Consider the following 25,590-nt stretch of genomic DNA (forward strand, 5'->3'; position numbering starts at 1 on the left):
CTCATGCGGCGTCCGACTTGACGGCCTTCAGGGCTTCTTCGAGCGCCGAATAGCTGGGGCGGATGTGATGCGGCGTGTTCTGCCTTCCAACCTCAATGCAGATGTTGGCCGCGTGGTTGTGAAGATTCGCCACCAGGACCTCTCGTATCAGCTTGTAGAAATGGCTGTCCTCATCGACGACTGCCTTCACCTTCGCGGCGAATGGCCCGACCAGCCCGTAAGCGAGAAACACGCCAAGAAAGGTTCCGACCAGCGCACCGCCGATCATCTTGCCGAGAATCTCCGGCGGCTGGTCGATCGAGCCCATGGTCTTGATCACGCCGAGCACCGCCGCGACGATGCCGAGCGCAGGCAGACCGTCGGCGATCGATTGCAGCGCATGGGTCGAATGCAGCGCATGCCGCAGGTTGGCCTCGAGCTGCTTCTCCAACACCTCTTCCACCTGATGCGGGTCGTCGTAGTTCATCGAGGCCGAGCGCATCGTATCGCAGATCAGATCCACCGCTTCGTGATCCTGCTGAATCTTTGGGTATTTCCCGAATATCGCCGAGGTGCCCGGCGCCTCGATATGCTCTTCGACGGCGACCGGGTTTTGTCGTGAGAGCCGGATCAGCTCGAACAGCAGACAGAGCAGGTCGCGGTAGTCCTCCGGCTTCCAGTGGGCGCCCTTGAACACCTTCTTCACGTCCTTCACCGTGTGCTTGATCGCGGCACCATCATTGGCGAGAACAAACGCTCCCACGGCAGCACCACCGATCATGATCATCTCGAACGGCAGCGACTTCAGGATGATGCCGAGTTTCCCGCCGGCGGCGATATAGCCGCCGAAGACCATGACGAAGATGATGACGATACCGACGATACCGATCATGAACCCGTTCCTTCCGTCCCTGTCCGATTGCCGCCCGGGACACGCTTCGACCCTTGCAGGGCGCCGTTAACATTCCGTCTGCGCGTCACTCCGTCGGCGCACTCGCATTGCGCCCGGCCAGGATGACGCTGATCGAATAGGCGCTCTTTGTGTCGAGCCCGGCCATCACAGCCGCGGCAGACTCTGGACGCATCCGGGCCAGGAAACCGGCCGCGAACTCCGGATCCATCTCGGCAAAAAGCGCCGCCGCTTCCTTGGGCTTCATCTTTTCGTAGACAGTGACCAGTCGCTGAACGTCCTGAGCGGCCGCCTCGTCCGCGAGCGCAAGCGTCTTTGCCAGCTCGTCCTCCGCCACCGTCAGCGCGTCGAGCTTCTCGTCGATCTCTGACTTGGCTAGCTCAAGGGCCTGTGCGCGGTCGTTGGCTTGCGCCTCGCGTGCCGCAAGTCGTGCCTCACGGGCGCGGAGCGCCTCAAGCATCGCCATCGCGCCGCCACCAGGTTCGCAGCTCACCGCGTCGGCTTGCGCCTCAGGCTCACTCTGCGATTCTCCCCCCGCGAGGGCCTGGCTCGCGCCTGCGCCGATCCGGATCAGGCCGGACATGCCCAGCAGAACCGCGATCAGGAACAGGGCGCCGCGGCCGCGGCGGCGGCGCCGTATCGTGGCCGCCTTGCGCACGCTCATTCGGCCGCCTCCGGACGCTCATAGCCATGGTTGCGCCGGCGCAGGACGCGCATTCGCGACCCGCTGCGCTCAGGCGGTTCGGGCAGGTCGTGGAGCGTCGCGAACAGCAGCTCGAGCTTTGCCGCTGCCTGCTCAGCCCGTTCGGTCATCTCGCGCAGTGATCTGGCCGAGTCGGTCGCGGTACCACGCGCCGTCTCAAGCGCGCGGGTCATGTCGTCGACCTGCGCCGACAGGACCGCGATCGCACCCCCCATTCCGCCTTCGAGCTGGTTGAACGCCTTCAGTCGCCGCGAAAGGACGAGGCAGTAGATGCCGGCACCGATCGCGCCCGCGCTCATCAGGATATCGGCAATGAGTGCCATCGCGCCGCCCTCAGTTGATCACGAACTCGGTCACGAGCAGATCTCGCACCCGCCCGTCGCCCGCCACCATCTGCACCCGTCGCAGCATTTGTGCCCGAAGCCGCACCAGCGCGGTCGGATCCTCCAGCTCGCTCACTTCGACTGCGCGCAGATAGCCATTCAGGACGTCGAGAACACGCGGCAGCAGAAGAACAACGTCCGACTCGTGGACCTTCGCGACTTCGATCTGGGCGGTGAAGTGCAAATACCGCCCCGACTCGCTGCCGAGCGATACGACCATCGGGGCGATCGGTACGAAGGCAATGTCCGGCAACGCCTCGACGTGCGGAGACCCCTTCTTCACTGCAGCACCATGCCCGAGAATCAATCCCGAATAGACCGCGAAGAAACCACCGCCGCCAAGCGCGAGCATCAGCACGAAGCCGAACAGAATCGGCAGTTTCGAGACCTTCTTCGGGGCGTCGTCGGGTGTCGTGTCAGATCCGGACATGGCGATCTTCGCGGTTTGATTGTCGGACCGGTATAGACCGGGGGTGACTAACCGATTGTTAAGGGCAATCGGCGAAGCATCGGGGAGACGACGGGCAGAAGCCCGCCTATTCGGAGATGCGCCGTGCAGCAGCTGACAGCCGTCTGGCAGGCTCTTGACCCTCGCCGCCGCGCGATCGTCGCGGTGACGACGCTTGCGATGTTCGCTGCGGTGCTCGCCTTGGCCAATCTCGTTGCGAAACCTTCGATGGCGCTTCTTTATGCGGGCCTCGACGGCAATCGTTCTGGCGAGGTTCTGGCCGCGCTCGACCAACGCGGTGCCGTCTACGAGGTGCGCGGCACAGCCATCTATGTCGAGGGCGTGCGGCGCGACGAGCTCAGGATGACGCTCGCCGCCGAAGGGCTGCCTGCGAACAGCGGCTCGGGCTACGAGCTTCTCGATTCGCTCACCGGGTTCGGGACCACCTCGCAGATGTTCGACGCCGCCTATCTGCGCGCCAAGGAGGGCGAGCTCGCGCGCACGATATCGGCGCTGCCGCAGATTCGCTCGGCACGCGTTCATATTGCCGAGACCCGCGCCCAGGGGCTGCGTGCCCAGACGCGGCCCTCGGCCTCCGTCGCGGTCACGACCGCAACGGGCGGGATCACGCCGCCCCATGCCAAGGCCTTGAAATTCCTCGTCTCATCCGCAGTTGCTGGCCTTGCGCCCGAAGACGTGGCCATCATCGATGGCGCGGGCGGCCTTGTCATCGCGGGCGACGAACAGGCCGGACCCGCGGCCGGCGACCGCGCCGAGGAGCTTCGTCGCAATGTCGAGCGGTTGCTGGAAGCACGCGTCGGCTATGGCAACGCCGTCGTCGAGGTCTCGGTCGAGACGGTGACCGAGCGCGAGGCGATCACCGAGCGCCGGTTCGATCCCGACGGCCGGGTCGCGATCTCCACCGACACCGAGGAGCGGACGACCTCGTCGAACGACCGGGGCTCGAGCGCCGTGACCGTCGCGTCGAATCTGCCGTCCGGCGATGCCAACGCACCGGCCGGAACGTCTCAGAGCCAGAACAGCGAGACCCGTGAACGCACTAACTTCGAGGTTTCGGAGACCACGCGCGAGGTTCTGCGCAACCCCGGAGCCGTCCGCCGCCTGACGGTTGCGGTTCTCGTCGACGGCGTCACCGTGGTCGACGACACAGGTGCGACGCGGGTCGAGCCGCGCTCGGACGACGAGCTCGCCGCCCTGCGTGATCTCGTCTCGGCCGCCGTTGGGTTCGATGCCGATCGGGGTGATGTGATCACCCTGAAATCGATGAGCTTCGAGCCGTTGGCACCGGCCGGTGAGCCAGCCGGAGCTTCCTATCTCGCCGGTCTCGGTCTTGATGCGATGAGCATGGTTCAGCTCCTCGTCCTGGCAATCGTCACACTGGTTCTGGGCCTGTTCGTGATCCGCCCGATCCTGACTTCGCGCGGTGGGCGCGTGCCTGACCTCGCGCCGCCGCGGGCGGACGATCGCCTGGCGCTCGATTCCGGGGCTCTGACCGGCGAAATCGCCGATGACGACGAGCCGCTGCAAAACCTCGCAGTGGTCTCCGGGCGGTCTGGCGACAGTGCCGGCCGCATTCCGGGGAGCGAGGTCGATCCGGTATCCCGGCTCCGCCAGATGATTGCCGAACGTCAGGACGAGACGGTCGAAATCCTGCGCGGCTGGATGGAAGATCCCGAAGAGGAGCGCGCCTGATGCCTCGCCGCGTGCAGCTTGAGGTTTTCGAACTGACCGACATGACCGCGGAGCGGGTCGAACTGGCGCAGGCTGAACTCGAGGAATGTCGGCTCGCGGCTTATGAGCAGGGCTACGCTGCCGGCTGGGATGATGCGGTTTCCGCGCAGGACGCCGAGGTGACCCGACTGCGCGCCGATCTTGGCCGCAATCTCCGCGACCTGTCCTTCACTTATCACGAGGCCCACAGCCACGTCCTGCGGACGCTCGAACCGCTCTTGCACGACATGGTGACCAAGGTGCTGCCGGCGGTTGCTCGCGAGTCACTGGGCCAGATGGTCCTCGAACACCTGCGCCCGGTGGCCGAGGAGCTTGCCGGTCAGCCGATCGCGGTCGTCTCTACTGCGGCCAATCGTGCGGTACTCGAACGGCTCGTGACCGAGGCGGCGCCGTTCCCGGTCTCCTTCCGCGAGGAGCCGTCGCTCGGCGACGGCCAGGTCTATCTGAGGTTCGGCCAGGAGGAGACACGCGTCGATCTCGATGGTGTCATCGATGCCATCTCGTCTGCGGTATCCGGGTTCTTCCAGATCGAGAAACATCAGGAGATGCGCCATGGCTGACGTCCGCAATCCCGACACGCCCGATGGAAATCCGTTCACCCAAGTTCCGATCGAGATAACGATTTCAGTCGGCCGCGCCCGCCCGCTCGTGCGCGAGCTGCTCAGGCTCAAGCGCGACGCCGTGCTGCCGCTCGACCGCAAGATCGACGATCCGGTCGAGCTCTATGTCGGTGACCGGCTGATCGCGCGGGGCGAACTGACCGAGCTTGACGGCGACCAGGCCGGCCAGCTCGCCGTGCGCCTCACCGAAGTCGCCGATCTCCAGAACGGGCTCTGAACGATGCGTCGCATCGCGCTGACCGCGGCAACCTGCCTCGTGATCGCGGCGCCCGCGACGGCGCAGGACCTGGCGCTCGGCCTCGGCGAGCAGACCTTGACCGGCCAGTCGCTGCTGCTCATCGCGCTGGTCACGGTGCTCAGCCTCGCGCCCGGTCTTGCGGTCATGGTTACGTGCTTTCCCTTCATCGTGACGGTGCTCGCGATCCTGCGACAGGCGATCGGGCTGCAGCAGTCACCGCCAAACATGTTGATCGTTTCTCTCGCGTTGTTCCTCACCTGGTTCATCATGGAGCCGGTCTTTACCGAGGCCTGGGCCGTCGGAGTCGATCCGATGCTTTCCGGGACGATCGATCTCCCCACCGCCTTCGAGCGCGGCATCGCGCCATTCCGCGACTTCATGGCGAACCGGGTCGATCCGGACACGTTCCGCTCGCTCGCTGCGCTCCGGCCCGGAACGGCGGAGCTCACGGGTGGCGCGGACGCGCCGCTGTCCTTGCTGGTGCCGTCCTTCATGCTCTCCGAGATCGCGCGCGCGTTCGAGATCGGCTTCCTGATCTATCTGCCGTTCCTCATCATCGACCTCGTGGTCTCGGCGGTGCTGATGTCGATGGGGATGATGATGGTGCCGCCGGCGGTGGTGGCGCTCCCCTTCAAGCTCGCGTTCTTCGTCGTGGCCGACGGCTGGTCTCTGATCTCGGGCGCGCTCGTGCGAAGCTATTTCTGAGGCTTGGCATCTCTGGCATCGTCCGTCGTCGCCTCATCCGGCAGACGCCATTCCGCCGGTACGAACGCGCGCTCTATACACAGGGCAGTGCCGGCGACTGGCGATCGTGATCGGCGGTGCAAAGCAGGAAACCGCGTTCAAACGAACATTCGCACGCAAGCGACCTGCCGAAGAGGTGCTTGATCGGAAGCGAGGCGACGGCTTGACAAGTATCCGTCAGTTTTCCGGAGCGCTTGGGCATGGCCTACTGAACCACGAACTCGGCGTGCAACGCGCCGGCGGTGTTGATGCTCTTGAGAATGTCGATCATGTCGCGCGGACTTACGCCGAGCGCATTGAGACCGGCCACCACCTCCGACAGCGACGAGGCTTCCCTGATCTCGGCCATGCCGATCCCGGACTCTTCCTGAATCGCGGCTGCGGAGCGCGGAACAACCACGGTCTCGCCCTGCGCGAACGGGTTGGGTTGGACGACGACCGGCGCCTCCTCGATGCGCAGGGTCAGGTTGCCCTGGCTCACCGCCACCCGGCCGATCCGAACGTCGGCCCCCATCACGATCGTGCCCGAACGCTGGTCGACCACTACCCTCGCCCGACGCTCCGGCTCGACCAGCAGGTTCTCCACCCGACCGAGCGCATGGGCTGGCGAACCCATCCGCGTCGCGCCGATATCCAGTGCGACCGTGCCGGCATCGATCATCACGGCGACGCGGCGCCCGAACTCGGCATTGATCACAGCCTCGATCCGGCCTGCGGTGGTGAAGTCCGGACTCCTGAGCGCCAAGCGCACCGCGTTCAATCCGCCGAAATCGAAAGCGATCTCGCGTTCAACCCGCGCGCCAGCGGGTATGGAGCCGGCCGTCGGAACGCCCTGAATGACGCTTGCCGCCTGACCCTCGGCCGCAACCCCGCCGGCAATGATCGTACCCTGCGCGACGGCGTAGATCTCGCCGTCGGCGGCGTTGAGCGGGGTCATCACCAGGGTCCCGCCGAGGAGGCTCTTGGCGTCGCCAATCGCCGAGACCGTCACGTCGATCTGGCCTCCGGCACGGGCGAAGGGCGGCAGCGTCGCGGTGACGAGGACGGCGGCCACGTTCTTCGGCCGGAAGCTCTCGCCGGTGACGTTGACGCCGAGCCGCTCGAGGATGTTCGACATGATCTCCTCGGTGAAGGGCGCGTTGCGGATGCCGTCGCCGGTGCCGTTCAGCCCCACGACGAGGCCGTAGCCCACGAGGTCGTTGCCGCGCACGCCGTCGAACTCGACGAGATCCTTGATCCGGATCGGCGATGCGGAGGCGGCGCTGGCGAGCGCGAACAGGAGAAGCGCAAGGAGAAGTCTCATCTCAGGTAATCCGCCAGGGTCAGGCGCGAAAGCCGCGCGGTGAGGGTGTAGAGCGTCTCGATCTGGGTCTGGATCGCCTCCAGCGCGGAGGCGGTCTCGTAGGGATCGGCGGCGACGATCGCGGTCCGGGCTATGTTCAGCGCCGAGGCCTCGGCGTCGTTGCGCGTGGTGGCATGGGCGATATGGGCCTCGACGGTGCCTATGCGGGTCCGGAGCCCGGCCACGCGGTCGTTCGCGGCGAGCAACGTTTCGCCCGCGGTCTTGACCAGCGCGGCGCGCCCCACCGGATCGCCGGCAAGCGCGCCTTCGGCGACGAGCGCCCCGAGGGCCAGCCCCCTGACGAGGTCGCGCAGGTCCGGATCGGCGGCGGTGATGTCCAGCGTGACGGTATCGCCCGGCCCGACCCGGAACGGTGCGAGCCCTGCCGCGGAGCCGCCGTAGACGGTATCCAGGTATCCGCCCCCGCCCGCGGGCGCGTCGAACCAGGCCTGGGCGGCCGCGGTGACGCCCGAGGCGGTGACCTCGCCGGCGGTGGCGGCCATCAGCGCATCAAGGATTTCCTGCGAACCGCTGATCGGTTTCCGGTCGGTCGCCGCGCCGGAGAGAAGGAACCTGTCGGCGATCTGGGTGTTCAGCGCCGAGACGGCGGCATGGAACTTCTGCCGCGCGTCGCCGGCGGCCGTGTCGACGAGCGTCGGCGCGCCGTTGGTTGCCGCCGTCAGGAGACCCGGCGCGAGATCTGTTGACAGGTCTTGCGCAGTCCCGAGTGCGGTTTGCAGGGTTTCGGTGAAAAGCGCCGCCTCGCTGGTCGCGGTCCGGTAGGCGGAGAGGGTCTCGAGCGAGCGGTCGATCCCGGCCAGCGCGGTGTAGTCGCCCGAGACAGCCGTCGCGAGGTCGGATTTGACACCCGAGGTCAGCTCCTCCGAGAGACGGGTCAGCGTGCGTTGCAGCTCGGTATTCTGGCGGCGCATCTGGAAGGCGCGGGCCATGTCGCCGATCGACAGGGTGGTCATGGTTCAAAGCCCGATCAGTTTCTGGATGAGGTCGTCGATCACCTGGATCACGCGCGCATTGGCCGAGTAGGCCTGTTCGACCATGAGCAGGGTCTGCATCTCGGCATCGGTGTCGACGCCGTCGGCGAGCTGCAAATCGATCAGGGCGCTCTGGCGCGCGACGGCGTAGCCCTGGCGCGACTCGGCCTGCTGGCGCGCCCCGGAAATACCCGAGAGCACGTCGGCGGCGAGGCCCGACGCCGACCGTGCCGCGCCGATGAAACCGCCAGACGAAGGAACGCGCGCCCGGCCGAGCGCGTCGCCGAGCGCGTTGAGGAGCGTCGCGTCGCCGACATCGCCCGCGCCCGCGGCGCCCAGACCGGCGCGCAGCCGCCAGAGCGCGCCGCCCTGGGACGGATCGACGAGCGCGTTGAGCCGGATCCGGCCGGCGAGCCCGGCCTCCAGCGTCGGGTCGAGCACGCCGCCCGCGTCGGTGAAGAGGCCGGGTTGACCCGGCGCACGCGTCGGATCGACGGCAGGGTCTTCGAACCGCTCGATGAGATCGCGCGCGAACGCGTCGATCTGCGCCTGGGCGCCGGGCGCGAGGTCGTCGCGGATCGCGAGCGCGGCGCCGAGCGTGCCGCCTCCGAGAACGCCCGGATCGGTCGCGGGCACCGGCATGCCGTTGATGGTGAGCCCCGACAGCGCCCCGGAGCCGATCGTCATGTCTGCGGTGATGACGCCCGCGGGTGTGAAGCCGATGACGGCGGGCTTGCCCTCCAGAAGAATCGCGCCGCCGGTGGTGAAGAGCGCGATCTGGTCGCGCTCGCGCGGCACCTCGCGGACCGGCACGATTTCGGCCACCCGGTCAACGAGGCGCTGGCGCTGGTCCATCAGCGCGGTTGCGTCCCGACCGGCGGCGCGCTGGGCGAGGATTTCGGCGTTCAGACGGTCGATCTGGACGAGGGATTCGTTGAGGGTCCTCACCTCCAGCTCGATCCGGTCGTCGGCCTGCATCCGCGCGGTCTGGATATCGTCGCTCAGGGCGCCGAGATGCGAGGTCAGCGCGCCGGCGGCGGCCACGACGTCCTGCAGGCGGGCCTGGCTGTCGGGCCGGCTCGACGCGGCGACCAGTGCCGATTCCAGCGCCGCGATCCGCGCCGAGAGCGAGCCCTCGTCCTGCGGTTCGCCGATGAGCCGCTCGATCCGGGCGAGGAAATCGGTCTTGAGCCCGGCATTGCCGGCCTCGGCATCGGCGATCCGCCGGTCGGCGAGCAGCACGGAATCGACCGCGCGGGTCACGCCGTCGATCTGCACGCCCGCCCCGGTGCCGCCGAGCGACTGCGGCGACAGGTGCAGCTCGCGCCGCGCATAGCCCTCGGTCAGCGCGTTCGAGACGTTGGACGACACGACCTCGGCCCGGCGCGACGAGGCGGTGAGACCGGTGAGCGCATTGGCGAGGGAGGCAGAGAGGCTCATGGTTTAGTCTTTCCGGGTAACGGCCCCACCCGTCCGGCCTCAGCGCTTGATGTTGGTCGTCTCCTGCAGCATCTCGTCGACGGTCTGGATCACCTTGGCGTTCGACGAATAGGCGCGCTGCGTCTGGATCAGGGCCGTCAGTTCGGCCGCGACGTCGGTCGCCGAGCCCTCGCGCGCGTAACCGACGATCGAGCCGGTCGGCCCATCGCCGGCGTCCCAGAGGAAGAACGACCCCGAATCCGGCGAGACCTGGAAGGTCTGGTTGTTGAGCGCGATGAGCCCGTTCGGGTTCGGCACGTCGACGACCGGGATCTGGTAGATGCGCCGGGTGAATCCGGTGTCGTAGGTTGCGGTGAGATAGCCGTTCTCGTCGGCCTCGACCGTGGTGAGGTTGCCGACCGGCGAGCCGTCCTTGGTGATCGAGGTCGGCGCGAAGCTGTCGGAGAGTTGGGTCAGCCCGTTCGGATCGCCGAGCTTGCCGATCGCCATGGTGATAGGCCCGCCCGCGACGCTCAAGGAGAGCGACCCGGTCGTCGCATCATAGGCGCCGCCCGACAGCGTCGTCACCGAGGCGAGCGTTCCGCCGTTGGCGCGGGTGTCGTCGAAGACCAGCGTGTATTCCCCGATCAGGGCGCCATTCTGCGCCGAGTCGCGGATCCGCATGGTCCAGGTGTTCGACGCCCCGGTTCCCGGCACGGTCGGCGCGAAGGTGATGTCGAGCGTGTCGGATGTGCCGAGATTGCCGAAATACTCGACCGAGAGCGGCAGCGCGTTGCCGGAGGCCCCGGCCTCGGTCGCGGTGGCGGGCAGGTTGACGCCAAGGTTCATCGTCGTCGTCGGGTCGCCCGCGGTCTGGTTGGCATTGATCACCACCGGCTGCAGCCCGGCCATCGTGTCGCGCGGCAGGACCGGGATCGAGCCGTCGGCATTGGCCGGCCAGCCGAGCAGCACGAGGCCGGATTCGGTGCGCAGTACGCCGTCGGCATCGGGCCGGAAGGCGCCGGTCGTCGTCATCATCAGCGGTTGCTGACCGCCCGAGAAGGAGTTCAGCGAAACCGCCGATGTGACGGGAAGCATCCCGCGCCCCGAGACCGCGAGATCGAGCGCGTTCGAGGTCGCCACGAGCGCGCCGTGCTCGCCGATCAGGCGCGTCGACGAGGCGCGCACGCCGCCCGCCGAATAGGTGCCGGCGCCGCGCGCCTGGTTGATCACGAAATTCTCGAAATCGGTCGAGGCGCGTTTGTAGCCGTAGGTGCCGGAATTGGCGATGTTGTCGGAGATCGTCGCCAGGCGCGTCGCGTTGGCGCTGAGGCCCGCAACACCGGCATTGAGCGAGGACGAAATGGACATGGGTGCGGCCTTTCTGCTGCTGCGTCCGTCAATCGCAGCCACAATGGCGCACGCCCGCTTAACATCGCCCTAACGCGACCGACCCTCAGCGTTTCGAACGCAGGAGCACGATCTCCAGCCGGTTGTTGCGCGCCGCCATGGGATTCTTCACGGCAGGCTGGCGATCGGAATGGCCGGTGACCCGCTCGATCCGTTCGGGGTCGAGGCCCGCGTTCTCCAGCATCTTCCGAGCCCGCATCGCCCGGGCGGTCGACAGATCCCAGGACGGGTTGTCGCGCAGGACGGCGGGCAGGGCGCGAATGTGGCCGTTCACGGCCACGTTGTTGGCGGCAAGTCCGAAGACCCGCGCCACCATCGCGATCAGATCGGTCAGGATCTGTTCCGGCGTGTCGCTGTCGGTGACGAACAGCGGCGCATCGTCCTGATCGAAGATCTCGACGATCAGACCCTCGTCGGTGACGCGCGTGACGATGTGGCGCGCGGCCTTGGCGCTGACCATGCTCTCGCCGCCGATTCCCATCAGCGCCTCTTCGATCCTGCGCGCCTCCTCGGCGAAGGCGGCGGCATCGGCGGCGCGTTCGCTGGCCTCGGTGCCGGTCTGGCCGAGGGCCTGCCGTTCCTTCGATGGCTTGAGGCTCGACGCGCCGGTGCCGTTCTGGGCGATCTGGTCCTCCGAGAAGACGCTGTCGCCGCCGAACGAGCCGTCGCCGCCGCCCGAGATGCGGCTGAGCGGGATCGTCGGGCTGAAATAGTCCGCGATGCCCTTGCGCTGTTTCTCGGTCGTCGCGTTCAGCAGCCACATCAGCATGAAGAAGGCCATCATCGCGGTCACGAAGTCGGCATAGGCGACCTTCCACGCCCCGCCGTGATGCCCGCCACCGGCGACAACCTTCTTACGCTTGATGATGACCGGCGCGGCATTGGTTTGCCCAGCCATCCCATCCACCTTGTCTTTCACCCGTGAACAGGACTAGCAGCCGTGACTTAATGCGCGGCTAACGGGGAAGGGGCGGTTCCGGCGTGCGCGAGGCAGGCGGGCCTGAAGCTGAGCGCGCCTTATCCGGCGCAGCGCTTCTCGGCTTCGTCGAGTGCCGCGCTGATGCCGAGCAGCGAGAACGTGTCCTTGGTCTCGGTACCGCGGCTCGAATGGGCTGTCACGATGGCGGAGGCGCCGGCCTTCAGCGCGGCGATGATCTTTGCATCCTCGTCCTTCGAGCCCGACCAGGCCCATTCGCCCTCGGAGAAGAGGTCGAACTTGGTGCCGCCGATGTCGAGACCCACGGTCGAGCCGTCGGCGAAGGGATAGCCACCGGTGAACGAGACCTCACCGGCCGCGCCGGGCCGGTAGGTGACGAAGAGCAGGATGTCGCCGCGCCGCACCTCGACGGACTTGCCGTCCTTGGTGTTCACGGTTTCCTTCGGCGCCGAGACGCCCCAGCATTCCTTCGGGCTTTCCTCGACGAAGACGCTCCAGTCGGTGTCGGCCGCGACCCGGTTGGTGGAGACCTGGCCCAGGGCGGCCGTCGCCATGCCCAGCGTCAGGAGAGCGGCGCCCGCGATGCGCAGTTTCGATGAAATCATTGTCCTGCAGCCTCCAGCTGTCTGCCTCCGCGCAACCCGCCGCGGCGCCTCGCCGGCGCCATTTTCTGTGGCGGGACGCATCCCAACTCGATATGGACCTCTTATCCCAGTTCTGCGCCACGGGAAAAGCCCCGGCGGCAGAAAATCGCGCAACGGTGAGGGCAAGATGGCAGCGATCCCGATGATTGAGCTCTGGCGGGGTGGAATGCTCGAAAGCGTGCATTCCGGCCATGCGGTGATCACCGACGAGAAGGGCGAGATCGTCGAGGCCTGGGGCAATCCCGAGGCGGTGATCTTCCCGCGCTCTTCCTGCAAGATGATCCAGGCGCTGCCGCTGATCGAGAGCGGCGCGGCCGAGGCGGCGGGGCTCACCGACCGCCAGCTCGCGCTGGCGAGCGCCAGTCATTGCGGCGCGCGGATCCATACCGAGGCGGTGGAGAGCTGGCTCGCGGATATCGGACTGTCGGAATCCGACCTGATGTGCGGCCCGCAGCTGCCGGACGACCGCGAGGCGAGGAAGGGGCTGATCTGCTCGGAGACCGCGCCCTGCCGGCTCCACAACAACTGCTCGGGCAAGCATGCCGGGTTCCTCACGCTCGCGCGGCATCTCAAGGCCGATCTGCGCTATGTCGATGTCGCGCATCCGGTGCAGCAGGCGGTGAAGGCGGCGTTCGAGGATCTGACCGGGATGACCTCGCCCGGCCACGGGATCGACGGCTGCTCGGCGCCAAATTTCACCACCACCGTGCATGGCCTCGCCCGCGCGATGTCGCGGTTCGCCACCGCGCGCGAGGATGGCGACGCCCGGTCGCGCGCCGCCCACCGGCTGGTGCGGGCCACGACGGCGCATCCCGAGATGGTGCTCGGCGAGCGGGGGAGCTGCACGCGGCTGATGCGGGCGATGGAGGGGCGGGTCTCGGTCAAATACGGCGCCGAGGCGGTCTATGTGGCGGTGATTCCGGAAAAGCGCATGGGCATCGCGCTGAAGATCCTCGACGGGCAAGTCCAGGCGGCGCAGTCGGCGATCACGGCGCTGCTGGTGCGCTCGGGCGTCCTCGACCGCGGCCATCCGGTGGTCGGCAGCTACCTCACCGACCCGGTCCTGAGCCGGGCCGGCGAGGTCGTGGGCGAATACCGGCTCGGCGCCGGTTTCGCGAACTGATCGGTCACATGTCCATCGCTTCGGCGACCTCGACCGATCCGCCGACTTCGAGGATCGGGCAGCCCTTGGCCATCGCGACGGCCTTGTCGATCGACGCGGCGTTGACGAGCGAATAGCCCGAAAGCGGATTGGCGCCGCCGTTCGGCGCGACGCCCGAGGCGGAAACGGTCTGCGAAGGTCCCACCGGGTTGCCGCCGTCGACGACGGCGGAGCCCATGCCCGCGAACCAGTCGGTCCAGGCCTTCATCACCTTCGCGCCCTCCTCGGGCGTCTCGGGCATCTTGCCGCCGTGATAGGCGAATACGAACTTCGGCATCGGTTCCTCCCTTAGGGTTCAGGCCGGGGCGAAGCGGCGCTCCAGCTTCTTCAGGCTCGATGTCCAGCCTTCGGTGTGGCGCTGTGCCGCCTCGTCGTCCGGCAGGCCCACATGGTCGAGCACGAGCCGCACCCGGCCCGGTCCGAGCGGTTCGAGGCCGAGCGTGACATGGCTTTCGGGGCCGCGCCGGTCGGCCTCGTCATGCCAGGCCCAGGTGAAGCCGACCGAGGTCTGCGGCCGGACATGGGTGACCCGGCCCGAGACCTTGTAGCGCTGGCCCTCGGGGCCGGCCATTACCGAATACCACGGGCCCTCGCGGGTGAAGTCGAGCGCGTGTTCGGGCACGCTCAGGCCCTCCGGGCCCCACCATTGCAAGAGGCCGGCGGGGGTGGTGATGAAGTCCCAGATCTCGTTGAGCGTCGCGTCGAGGTCGCGGGTCAGGCGCAGGTCGGACATCAGCGGCTCTCCTTCCTTCGGTTTCGGATGGCGGCTTCCAGCCGGTCGAGGCTTCCTTCCCAGAAGTCGCGATGCGCAATCGCCCAGGCGGAGATCGCCTGCAGCGGCTCTGGCGTGACCGCGTAAATGCGCCGCTGGCCGTCGATGCGCTGGGTAACGACGCCGGCCTCGCGCAGAACCTTGAGGTGGCGCGAGATCGCCGGCGCGGTGATGTCGGCGATGTCCGCCAGCTCGCCCGCGGATTGCTCGCCCTCGGCCAGCAGGCGCTCGACGATGGCGAAGCGGGTCGGGTCGGCGAGCGCGGCGAAGAGGTCGGGAAGTCGGGTCATGGGTTGATTATTTCCGATTCTGTTAATTAACGCAAATGTTAATTACATGCGAACGTCCGGTGATCCGGCGGAGCGCCCGTTCCGGGCGCATGGCCTTCCTCTCGCGCCCGCCGCGGGGCGGCGGGCACTCGGATTGCCGCGGGCGGAGGGGGGGGCGGCAGAAGCGGCCGTCAGGCGAAGTCGGTGACGGCGTAGCCCTGGATGTAAAGGAGCGAGGTGAGATCGCCGTGGTTGATGCGGATCTCGCACTGGGCGGCGACCGAGGGCTTGGCGTGGAGCGCGACGCCGGCGCCGGCGAGGCCGAGCATGCCGAGATCGTTGGCGCCGTCGCCGACCGCCATCACCGCGTCATGGCCGATGCCGAGACGCGCCGAGATCTCGCGCAGCGCTGCCATCTTGGCCTCGCGACCGAGGATCGGACGGGCGACATCGCCGGTGAGCCGGCCGTCGGCGGCGAGGAGCGTGTTGGCGCGGTGTTCGTCGAAGCCGAGATGGGCGGCGACCGCCGTGGTGAAGGCGGTGAAACCGCCCGAGACCAGCGCTGCGTAGCCGCCGTTGGCCTTCATCGTCGCGATCAGCTCGCGCCCGCCGGGCGTGTAGGTCATGCGGGTCGCGAGCACCTCGTCGATCACCGATTCGGGCAGGCCCTCGAGCAGGCCGACGCGTTCCAGAAGCGCGCCCTCGAAATCCAGCTCGCCGTTCATCGCGCGAGCGGTGATCCCTGCCACGCGTGCCCCCACACCCGCCATGTCGGCGAGCTCGTCGATGCATTCCTGGCCGATCATGGTCGAATCCATGTCGGCCAGCAGCATCGTCTTGCGCCGCCCCTCGGCCCTTTGCACGACGAGGTCGAAGCCGAGCGCCTGCAGCCCCTCCCAGGCCTCCCAACGGTTCGCGGGCATGGCGGGCAGCGCGAATTCCGCGGCGATTCCGGGGTTGAGCCAGACCGCCTCGCCGCCGCCCCAGGCGTCGCGCAGGGCTTCGACCGTGGCGCGGGACAGGTCGGCGCGGGTGGGGTTGGCGAGAAGCGTTGCGACATGCATGGGCAAGTTTCCGATAGTGGATTATGGGTGTCGTTTTTTGTGGCTCAAGCGGCGCTTTAGATCACTTTTCCGGCTTGTGCCAGTCTCCGCACCTCTCTATCTCCGGCGGTGGGACACCCCTCCCCAACGAGGGGCGCTTATCTGGAAGGATACCATGAGCGATCTGACGACTCCGGCCGCGCGGCCGGCAAACCCGCGCTTCTCTTCGGGCCCCTGCACGAAGATCCCCGGCTTCTCCCTCGACATGCTTTCGGATGCACCGCTCGGCCGGTCGCACCGCGCTGCCGTCGGCAAGGCCAAGCTGAAAGAGGCGATCGACCTCACCCGAGAGGTACTCGGCGTTCCGGCCGATTACCGCATCGGCATTGTGCCCGCCTCCGACACCGGCGCCGTCGAGATGGCGCTCTGGTCGCTCCTCGGTGCCCGTCCGGTCGAGATGCTCGCCTGGGAGTCGTTCGGCGAAGGCTGGGTCACCGACGTAGTCAAGCAGCTGAAGCTCGATGCCACTGTGAAGAAGGCGCCCTATGGCGAGATCGTCGATTTCGCGACGGTCGATTTCGACCGCGACGTGGTCTTCACCTGGAACGGCACGACCTCCGGCGTGCGGGTGCCGAACGGCGACGCGATCCCGGCGAACCGCGCAGGTTTGACGATCTGCGACGCCACCTCGGCCGCCTTCGCGATGGACCTGCCGTTCGACAAGCTCGATGTGGTCACCTTCTCCTGGCAGAAGGTGCTGGGCGGCGAGGGCGCGCATGGTGTGCTGATCCTCTCGCCCCGTGCCGTCGAGCGGCTGGAAAGCTATGCGCCGGCCTGGCCGCTGCCGAAGATCTTCCGCATGACCAAGGGCGGCAAGCTGATCGAGGGCATCTTCACCGGCGAGACGATCAACACGCCGTCGATGCTCTGCGTCGAGGACTACCTCGTGGCGCTGAAATGGGCGCAAGGCCTCGGCGGGCTCAGGGCGCTGGTCGCACGGGCCGACGCGAATGCGAAGGCGGTGCGCGACTTCATCGCGCAAAAGGACTGGGTTGCCGATCTCGCGGTCGATCCGGCGACGGCCTCGACGACGAGCGTCTGCCTGAAGTTCACCGACGCCCGCATCGCCGATGGCGCGGCCTTCGCCAAGGCGGTTGCGAAGCGGCTGGAAAAGCAGGGCGTTGCCCTCGATGCCGGCGCCTACCGCGACGCGCCGGCGGGCTTGCGGCTCTGGTGCGGCTCCACGGTCGAGACCGCGGACGTGACCGCGCTCATGCCCTGGATCGAATGGGCCTTCGAGACCGAGATCGCGGCGCAGACCGTCGCGGCCTGACCCCCGAGCGATTGCCCCCCGCCACGGGCGGGGGTTTCCCCAAGGTTTTCCGCCCGCGTGGCGGACAGATGACAGGACCCCAGATCATGGCCCCGAAAGTTCTCGTATCCGACAAGCTCAGCGAAACCGCCGTCCAGATCTTCCGCGACCGCGGCGTCGAGGTCGACTACCTGCCCGACCTCGGCAAGGACAAGGACAAGCTCCTCGACGTGATCGGCCAGTATGACGGCCTCGCGATCCGCTCGGCGACCAAGGTGACGGAGAAGATCCTCGCCGCCGCCGGCAATCTCAAGGTGATCGGCCGCGCCGGGATCGGCGTCGACAATGTCGACATCCCGGCCGCCTCGAAGAAAGGCGTGATCGTGATGAACACGCCCTTCGGCAACTCGGTCACCACCGCCGAACACGCCATCGCGATGATGTTCGCCGTCGCTCGGCAACTGCCCGAGGCGAGCGTCTCCACCCATGCCGGCAAGTGGGAGAAGAACCGCTTCATGGGGGTGGAGCTCTTCAACAAGACGCTCGGCGTGATCGGCGCCGGCAACATCGGCTCGATCGTCTGCGACCGGGCGCTGGGCCTCCATATGAAGGTCGTGGCCTATGACCCGTTCCTCTCGGAGGAGCGCGCCAAGGCGATGGGCGTGACCAAGGTCGAGCTCGACGAGCTGCTCGCCCGCGCCGATTTCATCACGCTGCATGTGCCGCTGACCGACAAGACCCGCAACATCCTCTCGGCCGAGAACATCGCCAAGACGAAGAAGGGCGTGCGGATCATTAACTGCGCCCGCGGCGGGCTCGTCGACGAGGGCGCGCTGGCCGAGGCGCTGACCAACGGCCAGGTCGCCGGTGCCGCCTTCGACGTCTTCGAGGTGGAACCCGCGACCGAAAGCCCGCTCTTCCACCTGCCGAACGTCGTGGTGACCCCGCATCTCGGCGCGGCGACGACCGAGGCGCAGGAGAACGTGGCGCTTCAGGTGGCCGAGCAGATGTCGGACTATCTTCTGACCGGGGCGGTGCAGAACGCGCTGAACATGCCCTCGGTCACGGCGGAAGAGGCCGCGGTCATGGGGCCGTGGCTGAAGCTCGCCCAGCATCTCGGCGCCTTCGCGGGCCAGCTCACCGACGAGCCGATCAAGGCGATCAACGTGCTCTATGACGGCTGCGTCAGCCACATGAACCTCGAGGCGCTGAACTGCGCCGCGATCGCGGGCATCATGGCGGCGACCAACCCGGACGTGAACATGGTCTCGGCCCCGATCATCGCACGCGAGCGCGGCGTCAAGATCGCCACGACCCGGCAGGAAAAGGGCGGTGTCTTCGAGGGCTACATGAAGCTTACCGTGGTGACCGACAGGCGCGAACGCTCGATCGCCGGGACGGTCTTCTCGGACGGCAAGCCGCGCTTCATCCAGATCAAGGGCATCAACATCGACGCCGAGATCGGGGCGCACATGCTTTACACCACGAACGAGGACGTGCCGGGCATCATCGGCACGCTCGGCCACACGCTCGGCAACGCCGGGGTAAACATTGCCAACTTCACCCTCGGCCGTGCGGCACAGGGCGGCGACGCCATCGCGCTGCTCTATCTCGACGAGGCGCCGAAGGTGGAGGTGCTGCGGGCACTGGAGGCAACCGGCAAGTTCAGCCAGGTCAAGCCGCTGGTGTTCGACGTGGCCTGAGACACCGGGCCGGCGCCATTTCGTGGCGCCGGCACATCGGATACCAGAGAAACGCCGCCGCCGTCACCGCCCTGAACGAGGCCGTGCGACCATGCGCGTCAGCGATCTTCCTGCCGCCCGCCGCGATCCCTCGCGCTCCGAAGCGCCTTGATCACGGCGGCGGTTTCCTCAGACCCGTACCCGGCGTCCTGCGCCCGCCGCACCCAGTTGCACAGCAGGTCTGGAAGTTCGCTGTTGATTCCAGCGTCCTTCGCCTGTTGCCGCATCCGGGTCACCGCGCTGCCGGCAACGTCGACCGTGGCGCCGCCCTTGCTGACATGCGCGAAGCTTTCTGCGCTGATGGTTTGCGTCAGCGGAACCGACCGGTCGCCCGCGGGCAGGAGCGCGGTGAACGCCTCAACCGGCACGCCTTCGGCCTCGCAGACCATGGCGCCATGAATCGAGCCGAAGATGATGCCCGTCAATCGCGACAGGAATGCCAGATCGAGCGTCGACGCCGCCCGGATGTTCGCCCCCAGATAGCGCAGGTCGCCGGCGAGCGGCTGCAGGTCGGCCCGGCTCGCCTCGAACGCAGCCGCCGGGCCCGCCACCAGCATGAGCCCCTTGGGCGTTCCGATGTCGCCGGGCCAGCAGAGGATCGCGCCGTCCAGATAGGCGGCGCCATGAGCGCCGAACCATGCTTCGCCTCCCGCTGCCTCCCGCGGTGTTCCGGTGCTCAGCTGGATGACGGTTCGGCCCTTGAGCGCGGAGCCGACATCGGGCTGTTCGAACAGACCGGCGGTCGACTGGTAGTCCGGGATGCAGACGATGGTCCGGGGGCTGGCCGAGACGGCCGCGCCCAGTGTCGCGGCGCCTTCGGCGCCCGCCGCCACGAGGGGCCGCATCTTCTCGGGCGAGCGGTTCCACACGGTCACGTCCCGCCCTGCCGCAATGAGCGTTCGGGCAAGCGCCGAGCCCATCGCCCCCAATCCCACCACTGTAATGTCGCTCATCTCCCTCTCCCGATCATTTCCGCAGAAGATTCTAACAGATGCGACGCCTTTCTGTCGCTCGCGATGCAGCGGTGGCGCCGGTTCCGGCACAATGCTCGGTCCGTTTTACCCTCGCGAATAGGACGCGCCCGATGCACCCGCCCGCCTTCGACGCCCTTCTCGACGCCCTCGCGTCCATCTACCGGTCCGAGGGCCGCGAGGCGGCCGACCGTACCGCGCAGGCGCTGGTGACGACGCCTGCGCCCGAGGCTTTCGCGCTGCAGCCGCCCTGCGCGCTCGATGGGCTGATGCGCGACCTGCTCGCAACCTCCGCGCATCCGGCCGCCGCAGCGATCCTCGCCGCGCAGGACCTGATCCCCTGGGGCACCAACCCGGTCGCCGACCGGATGAGCGACTCTGCTGCGGCGATCTGCGCCGTGACCACGCTGATGGGCCCCGACGGGCCGATCCCCGCGCCCGACCTCCGGCTCGGCCTCTTCTACCAGCGGCCGAACAGCTATTACGCGCTCCACAACCACGATGCCGACGAGACCTATGTGATCCTCGCCGGACAGGCCTTCTGGACCGCGGGCGAGGACCGGCGGATGCGGGTGCCCGGTGACATGATTCACCATCCGAGCCTGATGCCGCATGCCTTCCGTACAGGCTCCGAAGGCGTCCTTGCGCTCTGGCGCTGGTCGGGCGACGTGAACACCCATTCCTACGCCTTCCTCGACGACCCCGAGGAGCTGATCGCCTGATCCGGCGATTGCCTCCCGGCCCGCGCCCGCGATAGGGTCCGCCCGAGGCACCCGGACGGACGACCATGCGGACCTATGCGATCGGCGACATTCACGGCCATCTCGACAAGCTCGAAGCGGCGCATCGGTTGATTGCCGAGGATCGGGCGCGGGTGGGCGACGCGGCGGCACCCGTGGTTCACATCGGCGACCTCGTCGACCGCGGCCCCGACAGTCGGGGCGTTCTCGACTTCCTGCTGCACGGGCAAGCCTCCGGTGCGCCCTGGGTGGTGCTCAGGGGCAATCACGACCGCATGTTCGCCGAGTTCCTCAACGATCCGGACAGTCACGATCCGGGCCTGCGCGTGAGTCTCCACTGGGTCAGCCGCAACCTCGGCGGAGCGGCAACCCTCGCGTCCTACGGCATCGAGAATATCGATGAACGGCTGCTCTTCGACCTCCACCGGGAGGCGTCGGCCCGCGTGCCCGGGCGTCACGCCGCCTTCCTGCGCGCGCTGCCGAACTCCTATCGGCGCGGGCGGACCGTCTTCGTGCACGCGGGCATCCGCCCGGGCATCCCTCTGGAGGAGCAGCGCGAGGACGATCTGCTCTGGATCCGGGGCGAGTTCCTCGACGATCCGCGCGACCACGGCGCGCTCGTGGTGCATGGCCACACGCCGGTGGATGTCGCGACGCATTATGGCAACCGGCTGAACATCGACACTGGGGCCGGCTACGGCCGCGCGTTGACCGCGGTCGTGATCGAAGGGGACCGGGTCTGGCGGCTCGGCGCCGACGGGCGCACCGAGATCGTGCCGACGTGTTGACACCCGCGGGATCAGGACGACGCGCGGCCGGGACGGGATCTTGCAGGTCGCGCCGCGTCGGGGCCTGATCGGAGGGATGATGCCGGATTGTGCCTCGACGATTGCGACCGCAACGCCTGGTGGCCCGGCATGAAGCCGCGACGGTTTTTCGCACCGCTGACCGTGCGGTCGAAGCCGCGGCTGGTCCGCCACAGGATCGCCGATGCGCGCTGGACCCTGCCGGATCTGACCATTGCCGTCCTGGCCGACCTACACGTCTGCCGGCCTTGGACGCCGCTCCCGGCGCTTCGTCACATCGTCGCGATCACGAATGCGCTGGGCGCCGACCTGATCCTGTTGCCGGGCGACCTCATCGCCGATGCGAAGCTTCCCGGTCGCGGCGAGCCGGCGGATGCGGTGGTGGCCGAACTCAGCCGCCTCTCGGCGCCGCTTGGCGTCGCCGCCGTGCTCGGCAATCACGACTGGTGGGATTGCCGGCTCGCGCAGAGCAGCGGGTTTGCCCGCAACTCGGTTGTCGAGGCCTTGGAACCGAGTCCGATCGCCCTGCTCGGGAACCGCGCGATCTGTCTCGAACACGGCGGCGGGCGGTTCTGGCTGGCCGGGATCGACAGCCAGCATGCGCTGAGGCGGCACGGCCATCCCGGTCTGCACGACCCGGACGCCGCCTTCTCCGAAGTGCCCGCGGGCGCGCCGGCGATCCTCATGGCGCATGAGCCGGACTATTTCGCGCAAGGCGACGAACGCGCGTTCCTGCAGATCTCCGGCCATACGCACGGCGGCCAGGCGAACCTTCTTGGATGGCGACCGATGACACCCTCGGCCCATGGCGGGCGCTATGCCTGGGGCCATGTCCGCGAGGGCGGGCGGCACCTGATCGTCTCGGGCGGAATCGGCTATTCCGGTCTTCCGCTCAGAATCCTCCAGCCACCCGAAATCACGCTGGTCATGCTGCAGCGCGGCGCCTAGAGTTTCCTCGGATTTTACCCAGGAGGCTTTGAATGAGCGACGATATCGTGATTCTCTCCGGCGCGCGCACCGCGATCGGAACCTTCGGCGGTGCGCTGGCCGGCATGGCGCCCATCGACACCGCGACCGTGGCGGCGAAGGCCGCGCTCGAGCGCGCCGGCGTCGAGGGCGAGCGCATCGGCCATGTCGCCTTCGGCCATGTGATCAACACCGAGCCGCGCGACATGTATCTCAGCCGCGTCGCCGCGATGCAGGCAGGCGTGCCGAACGGGACGCCGGCGATGAACGTCAACCGGCTTTGCGGCTCGGGCGTGCAGGCGATCGTCTCCTGCGTCCAGTCGTTGAGCCTCGGCGATGCCGATTTCGCGCTGGCCGGCGGGGCGGAGAGCATGAGCCGATCGCCCTATGCGATGCAGGCCGCGCGCTGGGGCCAGAAGATGGGCGACACCAAGGCGCTCGACATGATGACCGGGGCGCTCACCTGCCCGTTCGGCACCGGCCACATGGGCGTGACGGCCGAGAATGTCGCCGCCGAGCATGACATCAGCCGCGCGGCGCAGGATGCCTTCGCGATGGAAAGTCAGAACCGCGCGGCGAAGGCGATCGCCGAGGGCCGCTTCAAGGAGCAGATCGCGCCGGTCGAGATCGCCTCGCGCAAGGGCACGATCGTCTTCGACACCGACGAGCACCCGAAGGCGACGAGTCTCGAGGCGCTGGCGGGGCTGAAGACCGTGTTCAAGAAGGACGGCACGGTGACCGCGGGCAATGCGAGCGGCATCAACGACGGTGCCGCCGCGGTGGTTCTGGCTCGCGCCGGGGCGGCCGAGAAGGCCGGGTTGAAGCCGCGCGCGCGGGTGCTGGGCTATGCCCATGCCGGGGTGCGCCCGGAGGTGATGGGGATCGGGCCGGTGCCGGCGGTCGAGGCGCTTCTGAAGCGCACCGGGCTGTCGGTCGGCGATTTCGACGTGATCGAGTCGAACGAGGCCTTCGCGGCGCAGGCGCTCGCGGTGACGAAGGGGCTCGGCTTCGATCCGGCCAAGGTAAACCCGAACGGCGGCGCGGTGGCGCTCGGCCATCCGATCGGGGCGACCGGAGCGATCATCACGATCAAGGCGCTCTACGAGCTCGAGCGGATCGGCGGCAAGAGGGCGCTGATCACTATGTGCATCGGCGGCGGCCAAGGCATCGCGCTCGCCATCGAGCGGGTCTGAGGCGGTAAGGCCGGGGGCGCTGCCCCCGGACCCCCGGGATATATAGAGCAAGATGAAGATCAGGGGCGGAGGGTCACGGCAGACGTGGCGCTTCGCCCCTTCGCGTCGATTACCGAAAGCGTGAGGTAGCCGACTTCCGGGGCGGGCAGGGCTGACTCGCGGGTGCGGTCGGCGAGGATCACCGGCGCGCCGTTGGCGAGCCAGGTGAAGGGCGGTGTGCCGCCGCGGACCTTGAGCGTGAGTGCGCGCGGGGACTCGACTTCTGCGCCGTCGGGCGGGAAGGCAATTTCTGGCGCGTCTAGATTGACGGCGAAGACGGCGCCGCGCGGGCGGAAGCGCTGCAGCGGTTGCGGCAGGCGGGCGTTCGCGACGATCAGCGTCGCAGGCGGCGGCGGAGGCAGGGGATCGGGGACGGGTTTGAGCCGGGCGAAGGCCTCGAAAAGAAGGGGGGCCGCGAGCTCGCCGCCGAAGGCGCCGGGGACCGAGGCGCCGTCGGCGCGGCCGATCCAGATCCCGGCGACATGGCGGCCGTCGAAGCCGATCGCCCAGGCGTCGCGGTGGCCGTAGCTGGTGCCGGTCTTGTAGGCCAGCCGGTGTGCGGGCGCGCCCGCGGGCGGGGCGAGGCCGGCGAGGATGTCGGCAGTGAGCCAGGCCGCCTCGGGTCCGAAGAGCCTACGGTCGAGCGGTTGGGCGGCGCCGGGAAGGGCCGAGATCCGGACCGGCGCGCCGAGGCGGGCGAGGGCGGCGTAGCTCTGGACCAGGTCTTCGAGCGTCACCCCGACGCCGCCGAGCGCCACGGCGAGGCCGGGCTGGCCGCCGGGCAGCGCGGGTTCCACCCCGGCACGGCGGAGCGTCGCGAGGAGGCGGGCCGGGCCGAGCGCCTCCGTAAGGCTGACGACCGGGATGTTGAGCGAGAGCTGCAGCGCCTCGCGGACCGGGGTCGTGCCGCGGAAGCTCCGGTCGAAGTTCTGCGGGGCGTAGGTGCCGAAGGCGGTCGGGCGGTCCTCGATCAGGGTTTCGGGATGCGCGAGGCCCTCGTCGAAGGCGAGCGCGTAGACGAAGGGCTTCAGCGTCGATCCCGGCGAGCGCGTCGCTCGGGTCATGTCGATGAAGCCGGCGCGGCGGTCGTCGGTCCAGTCGGGCGAGCCGACCGAGGCGAGTATCTCGCCGGTCCGGTGGTCGGCGACGAGGAGCGCGAGCGAGGCGCGGGGGAAAGCGTGCCGTGCGGCGCGGGCGGCGAGGGCTTCGAGCGCGGTCTGCAGGCGGGCGTCGATCGTGGTCGGGATCGTCCGGGCCTGGGGATCGGCGCGGCGCAGCCGCTCGGCGAGATGCGGGGCGCGGGCGGGGAAGGGTTTGCGCGTTGTCGGCACGGGTTCGGTGAGCGCGGCCGTGGCACGGTCGCGGTCGAGAAAGCCGGCCTCGGCCATCCGCGCCAGCACCCGGGCGCGGGCCGCGCGCGCGGCGTCGGGGAAGCGGTCGGGCCGCCGGGTCTCTGGCGATTGCGGCAGTGCCACGAGGAGCGCCGCCTCGGCGGCGGTGAGGCGGCGCGGCTCCTTGCCGAGCCAGGAGAGCGAGGCGGCGCGGAGGCCTTCGAGATTGCCGCCATAGGGGGCGAGCCGAAGGTAGAGGCCGAGGATCTCGGCCTTCGTCAACCGCCGTTCCAGCGCCATCGCGACCCGGACCTGGCGGAGCTTGCCGGCGATCCGCCCGGTGCCGCTTTCCTCGAGGAGCCGGGCGACCTGCATGGTCAGCGTCGAGCCGCCGGAGATGATCCGCCCGTTCCATGCCGCCTGAGCCGCGGCGCGGAGGAGCGCGCGGGGATCGACGCCGGCATGGGTTAAGAACCGCTTGTCCTCGTAGGCCACGAGCATGCCGGTGAAGAGTGGATCGACCGGGCCGGGTTCGAGCCGCCAGCGCCCGTCGGCGACGGTGAAGGCGCGCAGGAGCGTGCCGTCGCGGGCAAGCACCTCGGTTCCGGTCGCGACCGCGAGCGGTGGCAGCTCGGTCCGGTCGATCCAGAGGTCGGCGGCGTCGCGCGCCAGTGCTGTCGCAAAAAGCGCCGCCGCGAGGGCTATGGGCAGGGCGGCGCGCAC

26 protein-coding genes and 1 pseudogene are annotated in these 25,590 nt (G+C 68.4%); 11 read left to right on the forward strand and 16 right to left on the reverse strand.

Going from position 1 to position 25,590, the window contains the following annotated elements; translation table 11 throughout:
- Position 1: 1 nt before the first annotated feature.
- From motA to OM960_RS10620, 4 genes are all read right to left on the reverse strand, one after another.
- Positions 2 to 871 carry a flagellar motor stator protein MotA gene (gene motA, locus OM960_RS10605; RefSeq protein WP_264771935.1) on the reverse strand — a complete coding sequence of 290 codons (870 nt, stop codon included), beginning with the start codon at positions 869 to 871 and terminating at the stop codon, positions 2 to 4.
- Positions 872 to 956: 85 nt separating this feature from the next.
- Positions 957 to 1,553: a MotE family protein gene (locus OM960_RS10610; RefSeq protein WP_263338234.1), complete on the reverse strand. Its 597-nt coding sequence runs from the start codon at positions 1,551 to 1,553 to the stop codon at positions 957 to 959.
- Positions 1,550 to 1,915: a DUF6468 domain-containing protein gene (locus tag OM960_RS10615; RefSeq protein WP_263338236.1), complete on the reverse strand. Its 366-nt coding sequence runs from the start codon at positions 1,913 to 1,915 to the stop codon at positions 1,550 to 1,552. Before OM960_RS10615 ends, OM960_RS10610 begins: the two co-directional genes overlap by 4 nt.
- 10 nt (positions 1,916 to 1,925) lie before the next feature.
- Positions 1,926 to 2,411 (reverse strand): flagellar basal body-associated FliL family protein, encoded by a 486-nt coding sequence (locus OM960_RS10620; RefSeq protein WP_432759516.1) that lies wholly within the window; start codon positions 2,409 to 2,411, stop codon positions 1,926 to 1,928.
- A gap of 117 nt (positions 2,412 to 2,528) precedes the next feature.
- Here OM960_RS10620 and fliF point away from each other — a divergent pair, with 117 nt between their 5' ends.
- The 4 genes from fliF to fliP are packed head-to-tail and all read left to right on the forward strand — an operon-like array spanning position 2,529 to position 5,738.
- Positions 2,529 to 4,136: a flagellar basal-body MS-ring/collar protein FliF gene (fliF, locus tag OM960_RS10625; protein ID WP_264771937.1), complete on the forward strand. Its 1,608-nt coding sequence runs from the start codon at positions 2,529 to 2,531 to the stop codon at positions 4,134 to 4,136.
- Complete coding sequence (locus tag OM960_RS10630; protein ID WP_263338244.1) at positions 4,136 to 4,735, forward strand: FliH/SctL family protein; 600 nt, start codon at positions 4,136 to 4,138, stop codon at positions 4,733 to 4,735. Before fliF ends, OM960_RS10630 begins: the two co-directional genes overlap by 1 nt.
- The gene (locus OM960_RS10635) at positions 4,728 to 5,012 is read left to right on the forward strand and encodes a FliM/FliN family flagellar motor switch protein (RefSeq protein ID WP_263338246.1); all 285 of its coding nucleotides are present in this window, start codon (positions 4,728 to 4,730) and stop codon (positions 5,010 to 5,012) included. Before OM960_RS10630 ends, OM960_RS10635 begins: the two co-directional genes overlap by 8 nt.
- A gap of 3 nt (positions 5,013 to 5,015) precedes the next feature.
- Positions 5,016 to 5,738 carry a flagellar type III secretion system pore protein FliP gene (gene fliP / locus OM960_RS10640; RefSeq protein WP_263338251.1) on the forward strand — a complete coding sequence of 241 codons (723 nt, stop codon included), beginning with the start codon at positions 5,016 to 5,018 and terminating at the stop codon, positions 5,736 to 5,738.
- A gap of 244 nt (positions 5,739 to 5,982) precedes the next feature.
- On the opposite strand, the gene OM960_RS10645 is transcribed toward fliP, so the two are convergent.
- From OM960_RS10645 to OM960_RS25665, 6 genes and pseudogenes are all read right to left on the reverse strand, one after another.
- Positions 5,983 to 7,080 (reverse strand): flagellar basal body P-ring protein FlgI, encoded by a 1,098-nt coding sequence (locus tag OM960_RS10645; RefSeq protein WP_263338253.1) that lies wholly within the window; start codon positions 7,078 to 7,080, stop codon positions 5,983 to 5,985.
- Positions 7,077 to 8,093, reverse strand: coding sequence for a flagellin (locus OM960_RS10650; protein ID WP_264771938.1), 1,017 nt, complete (start codon positions 8,091 to 8,093; stop codon positions 7,077 to 7,079). Before OM960_RS10650 ends, OM960_RS10645 begins: the two co-directional genes overlap by 4 nt.
- Positions 8,094 to 8,096: 3 nt before the next feature.
- A complete protein-coding gene (flgK, locus tag OM960_RS10655) occupies positions 8,097 to 9,551 on the reverse strand; it encodes a flagellar hook-associated protein FlgK (RefSeq protein ID WP_264771939.1) in 1,455 nt (484 codons plus the stop codon).
- Between the two features lie 39 nt (positions 9,552 to 9,590).
- On the reverse strand, positions 9,591 to 10,901 hold the full coding sequence (locus tag OM960_RS10660; protein ID WP_263338259.1) for a flagellar hook protein FlgE: 1,311 nt from the start codon (positions 10,899 to 10,901) through the stop codon (positions 9,591 to 9,593).
- 85 nt (positions 10,902 to 10,986) lie between these two features.
- Positions 10,987 to 11,838: an OmpA/MotB family protein gene (locus OM960_RS10665; protein ID WP_264771940.1), complete on the reverse strand. Its 852-nt coding sequence runs from the start codon at positions 11,836 to 11,838 to the stop codon at positions 10,987 to 10,989.
- Positions 11,839 to 12,059: 221 nt separating this feature from the next.
- Positions 12,060 to 12,170 (reverse strand): annotated as a pseudogene (locus OM960_RS25665) (invasion associated locus B family protein); the annotation flags it as partial.
- A 493-nt stretch (positions 12,171 to 12,663) separates the two neighbouring features.
- Between OM960_RS25665 and OM960_RS10675 the strand changes: the two are divergent.
- Positions 12,664 to 13,644: an asparaginase gene (locus OM960_RS10675; RefSeq protein WP_264771941.1), complete on the forward strand. Its 981-nt coding sequence runs from the start codon at positions 12,664 to 12,666 to the stop codon at positions 13,642 to 13,644.
- Between the two features lie 4 nt (positions 13,645 to 13,648).
- Here the strand turns inward: OM960_RS10675 and OM960_RS10680 are convergent, their stop codons facing one another.
- The 4 genes from OM960_RS10680 to serB form a co-directional block, all read right to left on the reverse strand.
- Positions 13,649 to 13,960, reverse strand: a complete 312-nt coding sequence (locus tag OM960_RS10680; protein WP_264771942.1) for a YciI family protein — start codon at positions 13,958 to 13,960, stop codon at positions 13,649 to 13,651.
- Between the two features lie 18 nt (positions 13,961 to 13,978).
- Positions 13,979 to 14,416, reverse strand: coding sequence for an SRPBCC family protein (locus OM960_RS10685; protein WP_263338271.1), 438 nt, complete (start codon positions 14,414 to 14,416; stop codon positions 13,979 to 13,981).
- Complete coding sequence (locus OM960_RS10690; protein ID WP_263338274.1) at positions 14,416 to 14,745, reverse strand: ArsR/SmtB family transcription factor; 330 nt, start codon at positions 14,743 to 14,745, stop codon at positions 14,416 to 14,418. Before OM960_RS10690 ends, OM960_RS10685 begins: the two co-directional genes overlap by 1 nt.
- A gap of 170 nt (positions 14,746 to 14,915) precedes the next feature.
- Positions 14,916 to 15,788 carry a phosphoserine phosphatase SerB gene (serB, locus tag OM960_RS10695; RefSeq protein ID WP_264771943.1) on the reverse strand — a complete coding sequence of 291 codons (873 nt, stop codon included), beginning with the start codon at positions 15,786 to 15,788 and terminating at the stop codon, positions 14,916 to 14,918.
- A 154-nt stretch (positions 15,789 to 15,942) separates the two neighbouring features.
- Here serB and OM960_RS10700 point away from each other — a divergent pair, with 154 nt between their 5' ends.
- Together OM960_RS10700 and serA are read left to right on the forward strand one after the other, a co-directional pair.
- A complete protein-coding gene (locus tag OM960_RS10700; protein ID WP_264771944.1) occupies positions 15,943 to 17,100 on the forward strand; it encodes a phosphoserine transaminase in 1,158 nt (385 codons plus the stop codon).
- A gap of 86 nt (positions 17,101 to 17,186) precedes the next feature.
- Positions 17,187 to 18,782 carry a phosphoglycerate dehydrogenase gene (serA, locus tag OM960_RS10705; protein WP_264771945.1) on the forward strand — a complete coding sequence of 532 codons (1,596 nt, stop codon included), beginning with the start codon at positions 17,187 to 17,189 and terminating at the stop codon, positions 18,780 to 18,782.
- Between the two features lie 98 nt (positions 18,783 to 18,880).
- On the opposite strand, the gene OM960_RS10710 is transcribed toward serA, so the two are convergent.
- The gene (locus tag OM960_RS10710) at positions 18,881 to 19,774 is read right to left on the reverse strand and encodes an NAD(P)-dependent oxidoreductase (RefSeq protein WP_264771946.1); all 894 of its coding nucleotides are present in this window, start codon (positions 19,772 to 19,774) and stop codon (positions 18,881 to 18,883) included.
- 131 nt (positions 19,775 to 19,905) lie between these two features.
- Here OM960_RS10710 and OM960_RS10715 point away from each other — a divergent pair, with 131 nt between their 5' ends.
- From OM960_RS10715 to OM960_RS10730, 4 genes are all read left to right on the forward strand, one after another.
- On the forward strand, positions 19,906 to 20,514 hold the full coding sequence (locus OM960_RS10715) for a dimethylsulfonioproprionate lyase family protein (RefSeq protein WP_263338283.1): 609 nt from the start codon (positions 19,906 to 19,908) through the stop codon (positions 20,512 to 20,514).
- 65 nt (positions 20,515 to 20,579) lie between these two features.
- Positions 20,580 to 21,320 (forward strand): metallophosphoesterase, encoded by a 741-nt coding sequence (locus OM960_RS10720; protein ID WP_263338286.1) that lies wholly within the window; start codon positions 20,580 to 20,582, stop codon positions 21,318 to 21,320.
- A gap of 162 nt (positions 21,321 to 21,482) precedes the next feature.
- Entirely contained in the window at positions 21,483 to 22,286 is an 804-nt protein-coding gene (locus OM960_RS10725) for a metallophosphoesterase (protein ID WP_264771947.1), read from the forward strand.
- A gap of 32 nt (positions 22,287 to 22,318) precedes the next feature.
- Positions 22,319 to 23,497, forward strand: a complete 1,179-nt coding sequence (locus tag OM960_RS10730) for an acetyl-CoA C-acyltransferase family protein (RefSeq protein ID WP_264771948.1) — start codon at positions 22,319 to 22,321, stop codon at positions 23,495 to 23,497.
- A gap of 59 nt (positions 23,498 to 23,556) precedes the next feature.
- On the opposite strand, the gene pbpC is transcribed toward OM960_RS10730, so the two are convergent.
- A complete protein-coding gene (gene pbpC, locus OM960_RS10735; RefSeq protein ID WP_264771949.1) occupies positions 23,557 to 25,590 on the reverse strand; it encodes a penicillin-binding protein 1C in 2,034 nt (677 codons plus the stop codon).

The sequence above is a fragment of the Defluviimonas salinarum genome (assembly GCF_026013545.1).
Taxonomy (GTDB): domain Bacteria; phylum Pseudomonadota; class Alphaproteobacteria; order Rhodobacterales; family Rhodobacteraceae; genus Albidovulum; species Albidovulum salinarum.